Raw genomic sequence first — 16,340 nt, forward strand, 5'->3', positions numbered from 1 at the left:
GAGGGAAGCAAGATGCAACAGAGTATAGTGATACGGTCGGGCAGAACAATAGGCAGATCAGCGCTCTATATCGTTCTAATCGTTATCGCACTTATGCAGCTTTTCCCGATTTATTGGCTGCTAACCTTTTCTCTTAAAAATAATGCGCAAATTTTTAGCTCACATCCGCTTTCCTTCCCGTTGGAACCTAATTGGAGTAACTATGAGAAGGTATGGAATGTAGGTAATATTGGAACGTATTTCTTTAATAGCTTATGGATTACTGTTGTGGCAACATTTTTAACCGTTATTTTTGCCTCCTTTGCTACTTATGCAATTACACGCATGAATTGGAAGGGAAGCAAACTGGCACTTGGCGTAATTATGGTTGCAATGATGATTCCAGTTCACTCTACCTTAATTCCGCTTTACAGTATGTTTAATGATGCGAATTTAATTAATAATCCATTATCGCTTATTATTTCATATATTGCCTTTAACTTGCCGATTACCGTTCTAATTATGTTAGGCTTCTACTACACAATTCCGCGTGAAGTTGAAGAAGCAGCAATTATGGATGGCAGCTCGGTAAACCGCATGGTAATTACGATTATTTTACCGATGACAGGCTCAGTCGTTGCGACGACAGGGATCGTTAATATGATCTATAACTGGAATGAGTTTATTTTCGTTAACACATTTATTAGTTCTAATGAGCTGAAAACATTAACAGTCGGAGTGCAAAACTTTATCGGACAATATGCAACTGATTGGGGTGCAATCGGAGCTACTTTAATGATTAGCATCCTGCCAATCTTGATCGCCTTTATTTTCTTAAGTGATCAAATTGTTGAAGGTCTCGCTGCTGGTTCGGTTAAGGGGTAAGTTATATAGAATAAAAACTACCAAATCATCGCTCACAATATGCTGGCTACATTAGCATGTTGTGGGCGATGATTTTTTATGCAGCTGCTTAATTGTAGAAGAATAACGCGATTGAAAATGTTTGATTTCGCCCGATTTTATTTTGTAAATAAGTATATACAAAAATAAACAGACATGATAAACTACAAACATATAAAAACAAACAAAAACAAATAAAAACAAAGATAATCAAAGGAGGCAATAAAAGTGGTACAACTTTTATGGGATGCAGCTCAAGCGCCAGCGCAAAAGGACGGACTTGAGTCGCTAGTTTATCGCTCCAACTTAATCGGTTCTGATCGACGCGTATGTAATTGGGGTGGTGGCAATACTTCAACAAAAACAAAGATTACAGACTTTCGCGGTCGTGAGATCGAGGTTATGTATGTGAAGGGAAGCGGATCAGATCTTGCAACAATGAAGGCGCAACACTTCACAGGCTTGAAGCTAGAGGATATTGCACCGTTATATGAGCGTGAATCAATGAGTGATGAAGAAATGGTCGCTTATCTAGCGCATTGTATGATAGACAGCAAGCATCCACGTGCTTCTATTGAAACGCTATTACATGCCTTTATTCCACATCCACATGTTGACCATACACATCCAGATGCGATTATTAGTATTTGCTGTGCAGATAATGGCAAAGAAATCGCAAAAGAAATTTTCGGAGATCGCTTCGTATGGGTACCTTATGTTAGACCTGGCTTTACACTATCGAAAATGATTGCTGAAGGTGTGCGTAATAATCCGCAGGCCGAGCTCGTATTAATGGAAAAACACGGTCTTGTAACTTGGGGAAATACTTCTGAAGAATGCTATCGACAAACGATCAAAATTATTAATGAAGCGGAAAGCTATATTGAATCCAAAGTAAATGAAGCCACTTTATTTGGCGGTCAAAAATATGCTCCGCTAGCACCAGAGACACGCAAAAAAATAGCGGCACAAGTTCTTCCGCTTGTACGTGGTCTAGCCAGTGATGAGAAAAAAATGATCGTTACCTTTGATGATGAGGACGATGTATTGCAATTTGTTGGCGGTAAAGATTCCGCTTCTCTTTCACAAATCGGTGCTGCTTGCCCTGACCATCTTGTCCATACAAAAGTTACTCCGCTCTTTATCGATTGGGAGCCGAATGCAGATGATGTTGATGGCTTAAAACAAAAACTGACTGAAGGCTTGCAAAGCTATAAAGAAAACTATAAAGCTTACTTTGAGCGTAATCAAGCAAGTGGCGAAGTAATGTTTGAAGCTGCTCCGCGTGTTATCCTCATTCCAGGTATCGGTATGCTTAATACAGGAAAGTCATGGCAAATGTCTAAAGTAAGTGGAGCTCTTTACCATCGTGCAATTGCGGTTATGCGCGGTGCAACAACATTAGGCAAATTTGTATCACTTAGCGAAAATGAATCATTTAACGTAGAATATTGGCCGCTTGAGCTCTATAAGCTAACGTTGTCTCCGCCAGAGGCTGAGTTTTCAAGACAAGTCGCATTTATTACAGGCGGTGCAGGCGGTATCGGCAGTGCAACGGCGAAACGTCTAGTTGCTGAAGGGGCGCATGTTATACTGGCAGATTTAAACCTAGAGGGAGCGCAAAAGGTAGCTGAAGAAATCAATGCACAATATGGTGAAAGCCGAGCGGTTGCTGTGAAAATGGATGTAACCTCTGAAGAACAAGTTCAAGCTGCCTATGAAGCTGCAATCCTTACCTATGGCGGTGTCGATATTATCGTAAATAACGCTGGTCTAGCAACGTCCAGCCCGTTTGATGAAACATCATTAAAAGAGTGGAATCTCAATATTAACGTGCTAGGTACTGGTTATTTCCTAGTAGCGAGAGAAGCATTCAAAATTATGAAGCAACAGGCCATTGGCGGCAGCATGGTATTTGTAGGATCAAAAAACTCTGTATATGCTGGTAAAAATGCAACAGCATACAGTGCTGCAAAAGCGCTTGAAGCTCATCTTGCCCGCTGTATTGCAGCTGAAGGCGGCGAGTATGGTATTCGCGTCAATACGATTTTACCGGATGCTATTTTGCAAGGCTCTCAAATTTGGAATTCTAGCTGGCGCAATGAGCGTGCCGCAGCATACGGCATCGAGCCAGATCAATTGGAAGAATACTATCGCAAGCGCACAACGCTGCTAGTTAATATTTTTCCGCAAGATATTGCAGAAGGAATTGCATTCTTTGCTTCTTCTAAAGCAAGTAAAACAACAGGCTGCATGCTAACCATTGACGGCGGCGTTCCTGCAGCATTTACAAGATAACAACTCTATCATTCTTTGCTGCTTGTTAGCCTGTACGCTATAATTTGAACTAATATTAAGTTATTAAATACGTAGTGAAAAGAGGATAGCGTATGCTGGTTGCAGAGCGTTATGAATTAATCGTTCAGCTTGTAAATGAACGTGGAAGCATTCGAGTTTCAGAGCTAAGTGAGCTTTGTTCCGTAACGGAGGAAACGATCCGCAGAGATCTTGATAAACTGGAGCAAGCTGGACGTCTTAAACGTTCCCATGGTGGGGCGGTAAGCATAAAAGATAGAGATTCACAGCAGGAAATTCCTTACTTTGAAAGAGAAGTTACTCGTGCTCAAGAAAAAATGCGTATTGCCGAGCAAGCAGTTAAGCTCATTCAACCTCATGATCGCATTTTGCTTGACGCAAGCACTTCCGCTTGGTACATGGCGAAGATTATGCCTGATATTCCAATCACGATATTAACAAATGCGGTCAAGGTCGCAACAGAGCTTAGCACGAAGGAGAAAATTGAGGTTATATCGTTAGGAGGGCGGTTATCGCCGCGCTCCCTTTCATTTGTAGGCCCGATAGCGGAAAAAACGCTAGAAACCTTTCATGTAAACAAGCTTTTTTTCTCCTGCAAGGGTGTACATCTGGAGCGAGGTATCAGTGAATCAGGTGAATTGCAAGCTCGTCTCAAGCAACAAATGATAGAAGCTGCCGATCAAGTAATTTTACTGGCAGATTCAAGCAAATTTGGCATTAAATCGTTTACCCAGGTTTGCAATCTTTCTTCAATTCATACAATTATCAGTGATCGAGAAATGGATGAGGAAATGTATAATGCACTTCAAGCTTTAGGGCTGACCGTAACCTTAGCTTAAAGTCTGATCAATTTAAGGCGAAAGATGGTGTGGCGTATGAAAGTATCATTGTTTATCACTTGTCTTAACGATGTGGTTTATCCCAGAGTTGGCGAAGCAATGATGCGGCTTCTCGCAAAATACGGTATTGTGCTCCAGTTTCCTAATGTGCAAACTTGCTGCGGTCAGCCAGCTTATAATAGCGGCTATTGGCAAGAAGCGAAAGCTGCTGCAAAAACGATTATTACGGCATTTGCTGATAGTGATTTTGTCGTAACGCCGTCTGGTTCCTGTACACATATGGTTCATAACTATGTTGATTTGTTTAAGGATGAGCCAGAATGGCAGGAAAAAGCAAAGCAATTACAAGGAAAAATCTTTGAGTTTACGCAATTTCTTGTCAATGTGCTGGGCATTACGGACATAGGAGCACGGTTTCCTCATAAAATTACGTATCATCCGTCTTGTCACGGCAGCCGCTTGCTTGGTGTGAAAAATGAGCCAATGGAGCTGCTGCGCAATGTGCGTGAGTTGGAGTTTGTTCCATTGCCATTTGCGGAGGATTGCTGCGGCTTCGGAGGTACATTTGCTGTGAAAATGTCGGATATTTCTGGTGCGATGGTAACGGAAAAGGTTGATCATATTATAGAAACGGAAGCAGAAGTGTTAGTAGGACTGGATATGGGCTGCTTAATGAATATTGCTGGACATTTGCGCTATCGAAATAAGCCAGTACGGGTAATGCATCTTATTGAGTTGCTTTACGAGGGGGTGACTGCCAGCAATGAGCATGCAATTAACAGAGCCTAAAGGAACGGTGAAGGAGAGAGCGCAGCTCGCTTTAAACAATGAGTTTTTGCGTAAAGCAGTACGTTTTACAACAGAGAGATTGCGCAGCGGTAAGCAAAAAGCGGCAGAGGAACATGGAAACTGGGATGAGTGGAGAGAGCGTGGACGGCAAATAAGACTTCATACAATTGCTCACTTGGATTATTATCTGGGTGAGTTTGCCAACAACGCTAGAAAAAACGGTGTTCATGTTCATTTTGCTGAAACAGCGAAAGAGGCGATTAACATTGCCCTGCAAATTGCCGCAGCAAAGCAAGCAAAAAGTGCTGTAAAGTCGAAATCGATGGTTACTGAAGAAATTCATCTTAATCACGAGCTGCAGTCGATTGGCTGTGAAGCGATTGAAACCGACCTTGGCGAATATATTATTCAGCTAGCAAATGAAACACCGTCCCATATTATTATTCCTGCGATTCATAAAAATCGCTATCAAATTGCCGAGCTTCTGTCTAAGGATGCGGGTGAGGAGCTTCCGCCAGAAACGTCAATATTGGCAGGCTATGTGCGCAAAAAGTTGCGGGAAAAATTTTTACAAGCCGATATCGGTGTAACTGGCTGTAATTTTGCAATAGCTGAGACGGGCTCAATGGTACTGTTTGAAAATGAAGGTAATGCGCGCATGGTGTCGACAGTGCCGAAAACGCAAATTACCTTTATGGGGATGGAGCGGATTATTCCTTCATGGAGTGATCTAGAAGTAATGGCTACGTTATTGCCGCGTTCAGCAACAGGGCAAAAGCTAACGGTTTATATGTCAGGCATTACTGGTCCGAGGCGTGCCGCCGATGGAGATGGTCCTGAAGAAATGCATATTATTATTCTTGATAACGGACGGTCCTTGCAGCTTGGTGACCCAGAGTTTCAAGAATTGCTAAACTGCATTCGCTGTGGAGCTTGCTTAAATGCATGTCCTGTTTATCGACATATAGGCGGTCACGCTTATGGCGGAACTTATAGCGGTCCAATTGGTGCAGTGCTTACTCCGGCTTTAAAGAAAAACGTTGCAGAATGGGACGATATTGCCAATGCCTCAAGTTTATGCGGCGCTTGTTATGAGGCTTGTCCAGTAAAAATACCGCTGCATAATATGCTTGTTGCGCTTCGCAGACGGAAAGTAGAAGCGGGCAGAGATAATCCAATGGAACGAATAGGAATGAAGGGCTTTGGCACCGTTATGAAGAACTCCAAAGTTTATCATGGTGCGTTGAAGCTTGGCAAAATCGGACAGAAGCCGATTGTGCGAGATGGCGGTATACATGCGAAAATCGGTCCGCTTAAAGGATGGAACGCATATCGGATCGCGCCAAGCATAGCGAATGAGCTTTTCCGTGAGCGTTATGAGCAGATAAAGAATGAGCTTGACGCTCAAGTGAAGGTGGATTCTAGCATTCAAGCAAGACTAGAAGAATGGCGAAGCAAGCAAGCAGGAGGTGCCTCGCATGAGTAAGCCTAATGACGAGTGGCTAAAAAAACTGGATGAGCAGTCACTTGCTAAGCAGGAGCAGTTTCTGAACGGCATTGCAGCTAAGCTTAAACGCTCTAGAGTTATGACTAAGCCGCAGCGTCAGTTTATCGGTGCGCCAAATTTTTGGCAGGAGTTCCAGCTATCGGCTGATGAACGGTTAGACTTGTTCCAGCGTAACTTTGAAGCTGCTGGCGGTCATGTATTGCATGTTAGCTCATTACAGGATGCCAGCACTGTTATTGTAGGTAAGGCAAGTGAATTGCAAGCAATGCATATTTTGCGTCAAGATACAGCAGAGCTGGAACGACTTGGCCTAGAAGAGGCATTGCCTGACATCCATGTGCGTAGTTGGAATAATGATGAAGCGGAGGATTGGAAGGCAAGAGCTGCTGAAGCGGATATTGGTATTGTGTTAGCTGACTATGCTGTTGCTTACACAGGCTCATTAGTATTAATGTCCAGTAAAAGCAAAGGCCGTTCCGTCAGCTTATTGCCAACGTTATTATTTGCGATTATTCCTAAGCAAAAGATTGTAACGAGGCTAGGTGAAGTGCTATCGACTTTTGACGAAATGGGACGTAGCAATTTGCCTGCAGGTATTCATTTTGTATCTGGTCCTAGCCGCTCTGCTGATATTGAAAATGATCTAACAATTGGTGTACACGGTCCAGGCATTGTCTATGCGGTGATCGTTGATGAGATAGAAAGCTAGTGTCCATTTTCTTAATAAGGAGAGGGCGACATGATTGATCATATTGCAGTAGATATCGGCGCTTCAAGTGGTCGATTAGTACATGGGAAGCTGGAGCAAGGAAGGCTTATCTTACAGGAAATTCATCGTTTTCCCAATGGATTTACACGAAAACATGATCACGATTATTGGGATATCGATCGCCTGTTTCAAGAGATTATTATTGGTCTTCAGAAGGCAAAACAAATCGGCATTGCACGCTGCACATTAGGCATTGATACTTGGGCAGTCGATTATGTTTTGCTCGACGCAGAAGGAAAACGCATTCATGATGTGTATGCGTATCGTGATGCTCGGACAAATGGAGCACCGAATGCACTGCATAAAAAGCTAAGTCGTGAAGTTGTGTACAGCAAAACAGGAATTCAGGAGCTGCCATTTAATACACTGTATCAGCTCTATGTACATGATAAAGCACAGTTAAGCAAGGCAAAGCACATCCTTTATATTCCTGACTATTTATACTACCGCTTAACTGGCAAGCTAATGAATGAGTCAACTAATGCATCTACAAGTGCAATGATTAATTTAGCTACTGGTGACTATGATGAGGAGCTGCTCCAGCTTGTAGGAGTGAAGCGTGAGCAGTTTGCTCCATTAACAGAGCCAGGAACATTACTAGGCGAATTATTGCCAAGCTTACATCATGAGTATGATTTGCCAGAATGTCAATGTATTGTTGCTCCAACGCATGATACAGCATCGGCTGTAGTCGGTGTGCCTGTAACGGTAAATGCAGCGGAAGCTCAGAAGTCATGGGCATATATTAGCAGCGGTACATGGTCCTTGCTAGGCATGGAATTACGCGATCCGCTCAATGATAAACGGGCGATGGCGCTTAACTACACCAATGAACGCGGTGCTTATGGTACGTATCGCTTCTTAAAAAATATTATGGGCATGTGGATGATTCAAGAGACACGGCGTTTGCTCAATAACGCATATAGTTTTGCAGAGCTTGTTGAGCTGGCAGCAGCGGAAAAGCCATTTCAGTGGTTAGTTCGCTGTAACGATGCTCGTTTCTTAAATCCAGACAATATGATTGAGGCGATTCAAGGTTATTGTCGTGAGACTGGTCAAGCTGTTCCACAATCCCCTGGTGAAATTGCAAGAACCATTTATGATAGCTTGGCATTAACGTATTACGACTATTTAAACGAGCTAGAGCAACTGACCGGCAAAACAGCAGAGGTACTGCATATTGTTGGCGGCGGTGCAAATAATGGCTTGTTAAATCAACTTACTGCCGATCTTATCCAGCGTGAGATTAAAGCAGGACCTTCGGAATCTACAGCAATTGGTAACCTTGCTGTTCAGTTGATTGCCTGCGGCAAGCTAAAAAATATTACTGAGGCACGCCAGTTAATTGCAAATTCATTTGACATTGTTAGCTATAAACCACAGGAACTAGAAGGTTTAGCGCAAGTACTAGAGCGGTGGCGCAGTCTTGGCAAGTAGGCAGCGGGAGCTAACTTGCTAAATTATAAAGTACACGGTTTTCAGTGAACAGCTTTATAGATATGAACTAGGCAGTTGTTTTGCCGAATGAATTTACCTGCAGGTGCAGGAATTATAGAATGGAGGAAGACCGATGGATCAAAGCATTTTGGAAAGCTATAAGATCGCTAAGGAAATGTATGCAAAGCATGGAATTGACGTAGATAACGTAATAGAGCAACTTGAAAAAATAAAAATTTCAATTCATTGCTGGCAAGGTGATGACGTTAAAGGATTTCTCTTCCAAGATGAAACATTAGGCGGCGGTCTTGCTGTAACGGGCAGCTATCCAGGACGCGCTTCTACGCCAAGCGAGCTTCGTCAAGACCTTGAGCAAGCGCTATCTTTAATTCCTGGCAAGCACAAAATTAATTTACATGCAATCTACGCAGACACCAATGAAAAGGTAGATCTTGACCAGTTAGAGCCAAAGCATTTTACTAATTGGGTAGAGTGGGCGAAGGAACAAGGACTAGGTCTAGACTTTAATCCTACTTGCTTCTCTCATCCGAAGGCAGCTGATGGCTTTACACTTAGTCATGCTGATCCAGAAATTCGTCAGTTTTGGATCGATCACTGTAAAGCATCACGTAAAATTTCCGAGTATTTTGGCAAAGAGCTTGGTCAGCCTAGTGTAATGAACGTTTGGATTCCAGACGGTTATAAAGATCTTCCCGTTGATCGCTTAGCCCCGCGTCAGCGTTTAAAAGAAGCATTAGATGAAGTTTTCGCAGAAAAAATCGATAAGCAATATCATATTGATGCTGTCGAAAGCAAACTGTTTGGCATCGGCTCAGAAAGCTATGTTGTTGGTTCGCATGAATTTTATTTAGGTTATGCGGTCGCTAATCAAACAGCGCTATGCTTAGATGCTGGCCATTTTCACCCAACAGAAGTGATTTCTAATAAGCTGTCCTCTGTGCTAATGTTTGTGGATGACCTATTGCTTCATGTTAGTCGTCCAGTTCGTTGGGATAGTGACCACGTTGTCATTATGGATGATGAGCTGCTTGAAATTGCACGTGAGCTTGTGCGCGGTAATTTGCTTGATAGAACTCATATCGGACTAGATTTCTTTGATGGCAGCATTAATCATATTGCAGCCTGGGTCATCGGTACAAACAATACAATTAAAGCGTTGCTTCGTGCGATGCTTGAGCCAGTTGAAGCGTTACGTGAAGCAGAGCTTAATAAAGACTATACAACTCGTTTAGCCATTACCGAAGAGTTTAAAACATATCCGTACGGTGCAGTTTGGGATTACTATTGTGCGAAACATGGCATTCCAGTTCGTGAAAACTGGCTAAAACAAGTGAAGGCATATGAGCAGGATGTTTTGGCAAAGCGCGGATAACATTTAGTTAAGGTATAGGCAAGATGTCCTTATAATTTAATAAATCATAAAAATGAACCGTCTTTTACATATTGGAGAGCGATTCTCCGTATGAGCAAGACGGTTTTTTTGTTATATGTTATATAAGAACGTTAAATGAAAAATACTATCAAGAGCAGTGTAACAAATTTTACATATGAGCATATATTCATATATAATGGGGAAAGAGGGGAGTGAGAGCAATGAGTAAACCCGAGTCTCACAATAAGCCGAATCAAAACGTAAGTCATGAATGGTTGTTAGAGGGGCTAGATTGTACGAATTGTGCAAATAAAATTGAACAAGGTGTTGCTAAAGTAAAAGGAGTCACATCTAGTTCCGTTAATTTTATAACGAAAACAATAAAGCTAGAGGTTGATGCTGACAAAGAACAACAGATCTTGGCTAATGCTCGTCGTAAAATTAAAGCATTAGAGCCAAAGATTTATATTATAGATAAAAATGGCGATAAACAACCAATTGATAAGCTGCAGCAAAGACACATCCACGTGTCCCAAGAGAGCCATAGTAATCATCAGCATGCTCGTCATGAGGCAACACATCGACAAAGCGAGCATCAAGTTCACAAACATTCTCACAGTCATAGTGACGGACATCATCATCGTCACGCTCACAACCATAGCCATAATAATGAACATAACCATAGTCATGATGATGGACATAGTCACACTCATGGTTTAAATAAGGCGCTATTGTATCGTCTCATTGCAGGAGCAGTAATGTTTATTTTGGCGCTGGTTGCCCCTGCATCAGATACGGCGAAGTTAATCGTCTATATTGCAGCCTATGTAGTTGTAGGTGGAGATATTGTATGGCAAGCAATTAGAAATATGATTGGACGACAATGGTTTGACGAATATTTCTTAATGACAATTGCAACTATCGGGGCATTTGCGATTGGCGAGTACCCAGAGGCAGTTGGGGTTATGCTTTTTTATCAGGTAGGGGAAATGTTCCAAGGACTTGCAGTTAATCGTTCACGTAAGTCGATTAGTGCCTTGCTGGATATAAGACCGGACTATGCGAATTTAGTAATCGGGAATGATGTACGCAAAGTATCTCCGCAGCAGGTTGGGATTGGTCAGCATATTGTTATAAAACCAGGGGAGAAGGTTCCGCTTGATGGTAAGGTTATTGAAGGACGCTCGTCTGTAGATACCTCTGCGCTAACAGGAGAATCAATGCCGCGCGAGATTGGGGAAGGCGAAGAAATTTTAGCGGGCTTTATTAACAAAGGCGGCTTATTAACTGTAAAAGTAACAAAAGGCTTTGGCGAATCAACGGTATCTAAAATTTTGGAGCTTGTGCAAAATGCCAGCAGTAAAAAAGCACCGACAGAAAATTTCATTACGAAATTTGCAAGGATTTACACACCTGTTGTTGTATTTGTTGCTATTGGGCTTGCAGTGATTCCGCCATTGCTGTTTTCATCAGAAGCTTTTTCCGATTGGCTGTATCGTGCATTAATTTTTCTTGTTATTTCATGTCCATGTGCACTAGTTGTTTCTATTCCGCTTGGCTTCTTTGGTGGTATTGGTGCTGCCTCAAAACAAGGAATATTAATTAAAGGCGGTAACTATTTAGAGGCTTTAAATAATGTGAAATATGCTGTATTCGATAAAACGGGCACCTTAACCAAGGGCAGCTTTACAGTAACAGGCATCTATCCAGCAAATAGCATAAGTGAAGCGCAACTGCTAGAATACGCGGCTTATGCAGAACAGCATTCAACACATCCGATTGCGACATCTATTCTAGCTGCTTACGGAAAGCCTGTTAAAGAGAAGCAGCTTGAAAGCTATGAAGAGATTGCAGGCTATGGGATTGCCATTCAATTGCGCGGTCAAAAGGTGCTCGTCGGAAATAGCAAGCTAATGAAGCGGGAAGGGATAGCATGTAACGAAGCGGAAGCAGTTGGCACGCAGGTCCATGTGGCGGTTAACCGACAATATTGCGGCTACCTGCTAATCGCTGATGAGGTTAAGGAGGATGCAAAGGCAGCGATTGCTGAGCTTAAAACACTTGGGGTTAAGAAAACCGTTATGCTGACGGGGGATGCTAAAGCTGTAGGAGAAGCTGTTGGCAAGCAACTTGGTATTGATGAAGTTTTTACCGAACTGCTACCACAGCACAAAGTGAAACATGTTGAAGAAATTGCTGAAACGAAATCGCCAAATGAAAAGCTAGTCTTTATTGGTGATGGAATTAATGATACACCTGTATTAGCTCAAGCTGATATTGGTGTTGCGATGGGCGGACTTGGTTCTGATGCGGCGATTGAAGCGGCAGATATGGTCATTATGACGGATGAGCCTTCCAAGGTGGCTACTGCAATTCAAATAGCCCGCCGAACCAAACGTATTGTTTGGCAAAATATCATTTTTGCTTTAGGCGTTAAAGCTTTGTTTTTACTATTAGGAGCGTTTGGTATTGCAACTATGTGGGAAGCTGTATTTTCCGATGTTGGGGTTACGTTGCTAGCCGTGCTTAATACGATGCGTGTGTTGCGATGGAAAGACAACTAGTTTATTTCTATACAAAGAAAGAAGCACAGCGTATCAGTTAGAGCTTCTAACTGTTATGCTGTGCTTTGTATTTAGTGATCTAATCTAAAATTACAAATCTGCCAGTTAACTTACCTTGCCCATCTCTATGAAATAACAGAGCAGTGTACACATTGTCTGCATTTCAGCTAATGGATATTTTTCGAGTAGAGAATCCAGTTTCCCCTTCTTCAAACACTTGCAGAAGAGGTAGGGTCACTGAATAATCTTTGTAGCTATACGTAATATTCCCCTTATGATCATAACTTACTTCTGCAATAGAATCTTCAATAGTTATACCAACCTCTTCTCCGCGTTGCAGCTTTTCAAGTATTATCTCTAGGCGCATAATCATTTCGTCATGAGTGGTATCTGATGTCGAATTTCCTTTATCTTCAATTTGAGAAGATTGATTTGACTGTAATAGAGTTTGCAAATAAGTCTCTGCTTTAGCGTGATCTGCTTTATTTGGGTCTAGAGGTAGCTCATATAAAACAGCAGCGCCCTCGTAATCATCTTTGATGTAGGTCATTCCTGTTGTTTCATCATAACCGAAGGCTTTGTCACTATAGAAGGCAGTACCGCTGCTAACTGCCAAATAAACGCCGCGATCAGCATTATCTGTCAGTTTATAACAAAATCGATAAATAGAAGTTCCGTGTAGCTGAACGAGCTCGATCAGTTCCTCAATACTCAAGTTCATCCTCCTTTGTACAGTATGGAATAGCTATTCACTTCTATATTGTCACAATGCTTAAAGCGGTTCACGCATTACTAATGTCATAGTTATAAAAGTAAAATATTACACCTATGAAGAATTAAATACAAATTACGACAATTATTACTATTTTGCTAAAATTTAATATACAATTAATAATATTTACTCTATTACTCAAATGAAGATCCAAAGGAGCTGATTATGATTGTGGCCTTAACGTTTGAGTTAGAGACTGGAATGAACAAGCCGCTATGGCAAACGCTATCTTCACTTAATGAAGATTTAATACAAGAATGGGACGAGCATAGACAATCGATGGAGCAGCAACGTTACTTTCAGCAATCGCGTATGAAGGAAAGAATTGCAGGAAAGAAGTTAGAGCAGGAGCTATATCGCAATCAACTTCTACAAGCAGCATCAACGAAGCATTGTGAGCTTGCAATGTCGAGCATGTTTAAATCTGTTGTGTTCATTATCACTTCTGTAAGTGGAGTCGTATTATCAATCGTAGGTCCGCGAGAGATTGTTGATTCGCTTAATCAACAGCATAACGTAGGAGCAGGCTCAATATTTTCTATTAAAAATGCTGGTTTAAATGCGATCAGCATAGCAATTGAACTAAAAAATTGGATTTTTCTAAGCGGAGCAGAGCATGATTTTTATTTGTTTAAAGAATGGAATTGCTTCTGTAGCCCAATACGTCAGAATGGTGAAATTATCGGTTATCTAGATATGTCATTTTCCGTTCGTGACGATTATTTACTTATGGCTAGCTTGTTCTCAACTACATTAAAAGGAATTGAAACAGAATTAGAAGCAGGCAATCAAGATAAATCGCTATGCGTGCGTTTTCAACAATATCGTTTATCACCAAGAGAGAAGCAAATTGGGCATATGTGGTTGAAAAATTATAGTGCATTGCGTATTGCTAGCGAGCTGGGGATAAAAGAAGGAACTGTGAGAAATATAATTAAGAAGATTTACAGAAAAACAGAGGTTTATGATAAAGGGCAATTTATGAGAAAGTTTCTATAGCATCTTACATGTTTTATAGCTTCATACATGATAGAGAATTATATCTAATTTGGGATATAGAATAATCCTAAATGTTATTATATATTCATTTTTAATAGGCTTTGAGGCTGAAAAAATAATTTTAGGGGAGAATCAGATGAAAAAACTGACCTCATTATTGTTTTCGCTTATTTTAGTATTTACACTAGCAACAGGTGTTCATGCACAGCAGCCTAGTACTACGACAAAAGCAGTAACCGTTTCCATTAACGGGGAGCAGATTCAGTTTGGCAATCCAGCTCCATTTGTAGAAAAGGGAACAACCCTTGTTCCTGCTCATCAAATTTTTGATGCTCTACAATACGAAGTATCTTGGGATGAAGAAAATGAAATCATTGTTGCTGAGAAATATGGCGTATCATTAGCGCTAAAAATTGGCGAACCGACTGCTTATATTAATGGTCATGAGGTACCATTAACTGTTGCTCCTCAAGTAAAAAATGATACCGTATTTATTCCGTTGCGCTTTATTAGTGAAGCGATCGGTTTTACAGTGGACTGGAATGGAGCAGCAAATTCTGTTGCATTAGTTAAACTCCCTAGCAAAGGGTATATTTGGAAAGTGGAGAAAGACGGAGTAGAATTATATTTGGCAGGTTCTATTCATTTAGGAGATACTAAAATGTACCCGTTGCGTGATGAAATTGAGCAAGCATTTGAAAACTCTGATAAGCTTGTTGTAGAAGTGAATATTGCGAAAGAGCCTGATCAGCAAACATTAGAATTAATAAACAAGCTGCAAACCTATAGCGATAATACAACTTTGAAGGATCATGTTTCAGCAGAAACATATGCCCGTATCCAAGGGTTCTTAAACGATTTGCAACTTGAACCTACAGCATACGATGCTTATAAGCCGTGGGCGGTTTACGTTGACATGACGAACTATCAAGCGGCAGTAGCTGGTTATCAAGGTGGACTAGGGGTAGACCTATACTTTATAAATAGAGCCCAGCTTGAAAATAAGCCAATTCTTGAATTAGAGTCTTATGCTTCCCAATTTGAAGCGTTTAGTAGCTTTTCTAAGGAGTTACAAGAGGAATTAGTCAATGTAGCACTGGATAGTATTTATGGCATAAACCAAGCTGAAGAATTAACAAATCCACCAATCGAAATTTTGGCTGAATCATGGATTAATGGTGATGATAAAGCTTTAGAGGATTTAGTAGCTGTTATGGAGGAAACTCCCGAATTTTATGAAAAAATGTTGCCAAACCGTCATGTAGGTATGCTCGAAAAAATTGAGGGCTACTTGAATAATGACAAGAATGAAGATTATTTTGTAGTCGTAGGTTATCTACACTTGCTTGGTAAAGATGGTCTAGTTACAAAGCTAAAAGAAAAAGGTTATAACGTAACTAGAATTTAATGGCTAATTAGGCTAAGCTGAGAGAGTGAAGCAAACTCAGCTCAATGCTTGTTCATACTCCCATCGTATCAAATAGAATCAATTGTCTATTTGATATGGATGGGAGTTTTTTGCATTGTTCGATTTTCTATTCTGTTCACACGATAAAAAATTAAACAGCCATCCTTAGATTATGGGATGGCTGTTGCTATTCATCATATTTATATTTCTGCTCAATCGTATTAATAAAATCATTTGTCGTATTTACAATATACTTCACTTCATTAAGCGGACGCTCCATTAACTGCCAGCGATGAGCTTCGATCATGAGCTTTTTACTTTCAAAGTCAGAGCTATTTTGGTACTTTTGAAAGTTAAATAGCTCAAATGGCGTAACGTTCAAGGCATTTAACATTAACTCTAGGGTAGAAAGTGTAATATTTTCTTTGCCTGATTCGATTTTGGAAACACGCGACTTGTTAAAGCCTTCCTTATCATTTTCATTCGCAATGCAATCTGCTACCTGCTGTTGCGTTAATCCTTTTGCTTTACGAATCATTTTTAATTGCTTTCCAATTAGTAAGCTTAACTCAGACATTCCATCACCTCATCCCTAGCGTATTGGATTTTACAGAAAAAAGAGATTCATGTATAATGAAAAAAAACAACAATGTTTCATTATAATT

13 protein-coding genes are annotated in these 16,340 nt (G+C 40.9%); 11 read left to right on the plus strand and 2 right to left on the minus strand.

The annotated features are described in order from the left end of the window. Positions 1 to 12: 12 nt before the first annotated feature. The 9 genes from AC2TDL_RS10505 (at position 13) to AC2TDL_RS10545 (ending at position 12,496) form a co-directional block, all read left to right on the plus strand. Positions 13 to 864, plus strand: a complete 852-nt coding sequence (locus AC2TDL_RS10505) for a carbohydrate ABC transporter permease (protein ID WP_484696088.1) — start codon at positions 13 to 15, stop codon at positions 862 to 864. Between the two features lie 246 nt (positions 865 to 1,110). After that, a complete protein-coding gene (locus AC2TDL_RS10510; protein ID WP_484696089.1) occupies positions 1,111 to 3,180 on the plus strand; it encodes a bifunctional aldolase/short-chain dehydrogenase in 2,070 nt (689 codons plus the stop codon). A 92-nt stretch (positions 3,181 to 3,272) separates the two neighbouring features. Next, positions 3,273 to 4,037 carry a DeoR/GlpR family DNA-binding transcription regulator gene (locus AC2TDL_RS10515; RefSeq protein ID WP_484696090.1) on the plus strand — a complete coding sequence of 255 codons (765 nt, stop codon included), beginning with the start codon at positions 3,273 to 3,275 and terminating at the stop codon, positions 4,035 to 4,037. 36 nt (positions 4,038 to 4,073) lie between these two features. Continuing rightward, positions 4,074 to 4,826, plus strand: a complete 753-nt coding sequence (locus AC2TDL_RS10520; RefSeq protein WP_484696091.1) for a (Fe-S)-binding protein — start codon at positions 4,074 to 4,076, stop codon at positions 4,824 to 4,826. Next, entirely contained in the window at positions 4,807 to 6,312 is a 1,506-nt protein-coding gene (locus AC2TDL_RS10525) for a LutB/LldF family L-lactate oxidation iron-sulfur protein (protein WP_484701135.1), read from the plus strand. Before AC2TDL_RS10520 ends, AC2TDL_RS10525 begins: the two co-directional genes overlap by 20 nt. After that, positions 6,305 to 7,042 carry a LutC/YkgG family protein gene (locus AC2TDL_RS10530; protein WP_484696092.1) on the plus strand — a complete coding sequence of 246 codons (738 nt, stop codon included), beginning with the start codon at positions 6,305 to 6,307 and terminating at the stop codon, positions 7,040 to 7,042. The genes AC2TDL_RS10525 and AC2TDL_RS10530 overlap by 8 nt, the downstream gene beginning before the upstream one ends. Before the next feature lie 30 nt (positions 7,043 to 7,072). Further along, a complete protein-coding gene (gene rhaB, locus AC2TDL_RS10535; protein ID WP_484696093.1) occupies positions 7,073 to 8,539 on the plus strand; it encodes a rhamnulokinase in 1,467 nt (488 codons plus the stop codon). Positions 8,540 to 8,672: 133 nt separating this feature from the next. Beyond that, a complete protein-coding gene (rhaA, locus tag AC2TDL_RS10540; protein WP_484696094.1) occupies positions 8,673 to 9,932 on the plus strand; it encodes an L-rhamnose isomerase in 1,260 nt (419 codons plus the stop codon). Positions 9,933 to 10,153: 221 nt separating this feature from the next. Next, positions 10,154 to 12,496, plus strand: a complete 2,343-nt coding sequence (locus tag AC2TDL_RS10545) for a heavy metal translocating P-type ATPase (RefSeq protein WP_484696095.1) — start codon at positions 10,154 to 10,156, stop codon at positions 12,494 to 12,496. 163 nt (positions 12,497 to 12,659) lie between these two features. On the opposite strand, the gene AC2TDL_RS10550 is transcribed toward AC2TDL_RS10545, so the two are convergent. Further along, positions 12,660 to 13,211 (minus strand): hypothetical protein, encoded by a 552-nt coding sequence (locus tag AC2TDL_RS10550; RefSeq protein WP_484696096.1) that lies wholly within the window; start codon positions 13,209 to 13,211, stop codon positions 12,660 to 12,662. A gap of 222 nt (positions 13,212 to 13,433) precedes the next feature. Here AC2TDL_RS10550 and AC2TDL_RS10555 point away from each other — a divergent pair, with 222 nt between their 5' ends. Together AC2TDL_RS10555 and AC2TDL_RS10560 are read left to right on the plus strand one after the other, a co-directional pair. Beyond that, positions 13,434 to 14,267: a helix-turn-helix transcriptional regulator gene (locus AC2TDL_RS10555; protein ID WP_484696097.1), complete on the plus strand. Its 834-nt coding sequence runs from the start codon at positions 13,434 to 13,436 to the stop codon at positions 14,265 to 14,267. Positions 14,268 to 14,403: 136 nt separating this feature from the next. Further along, positions 14,404 to 15,675, plus strand: coding sequence for a TraB/GumN family protein (locus AC2TDL_RS10560; RefSeq protein WP_484696098.1), 1,272 nt, complete (start codon positions 14,404 to 14,406; stop codon positions 15,673 to 15,675). Between the two features lie 187 nt (positions 15,676 to 15,862). Here the strand turns inward: AC2TDL_RS10560 and AC2TDL_RS10565 are convergent, their stop codons facing one another. Continuing rightward, on the minus strand, positions 15,863 to 16,252 hold the full coding sequence (locus AC2TDL_RS10565; protein ID WP_484696099.1) for a helix-turn-helix domain-containing protein: 390 nt from the start codon (positions 16,250 to 16,252) through the stop codon (positions 15,863 to 15,865). Positions 16,253 to 16,340 lie beyond the last annotated feature (88 nt).

This window comes from Paenibacillus sp. plas6 (genome assembly GCF_057221655.1).

Coding starts and splice junctions, on each gene's coding strand:
- AC2TDL_RS10505 (WP_484696088.1), top strand. CDS start 13: ATGCAACAGAGTATAGTGATACGGTCGGGCAGAACAATAGGCAGATCA.
- AC2TDL_RS10515 (WP_484696090.1), top strand. CDS start 3,273: ATGCTGGTTGCAGAGCGTTATGAATTAATCGTTCAGCTTGTAAATGAA.
- AC2TDL_RS10520 (WP_484696091.1), top strand. CDS start 4,074: ATGAAAGTATCATTGTTTATCACTTGTCTTAACGATGTGGTTTATCCC.
- AC2TDL_RS10525 (WP_484701135.1), top strand. CDS start 4,807: ATGCAATTAACAGAGCCTAAAGGAACGGTGAAGGAGAGAGCGCAGCTC.
- AC2TDL_RS10530 (WP_484696092.1), top strand. CDS start 6,305: ATGAGTAAGCCTAATGACGAGTGGCTAAAAAAACTGGATGAGCAGTCA.
- rhaB (WP_484696093.1), top strand. CDS start 7,073: ATGATTGATCATATTGCAGTAGATATCGGCGCTTCAAGTGGTCGATTA.
- rhaA (WP_484696094.1), top strand. CDS start 8,673: ATGGATCAAAGCATTTTGGAAAGCTATAAGATCGCTAAGGAAATGTAT.
- AC2TDL_RS10545 (WP_484696095.1), top strand. CDS start 10,154: ATGAGTAAACCCGAGTCTCACAATAAGCCGAATCAAAACGTAAGTCAT.
- AC2TDL_RS10555 (WP_484696097.1), top strand. CDS start 13,434: ATGATTGTGGCCTTAACGTTTGAGTTAGAGACTGGAATGAACAAGCCG.
- AC2TDL_RS10560 (WP_484696098.1), top strand. CDS start 14,404: ATGAAAAAACTGACCTCATTATTGTTTTCGCTTATTTTAGTATTTACA.
- AC2TDL_RS10565 (WP_484696099.1), bottom strand. CDS start 16,252: ATGTCTGAGTTAAGCTTACTAATTGGAAAGCAATTAAAAATGATTCGT.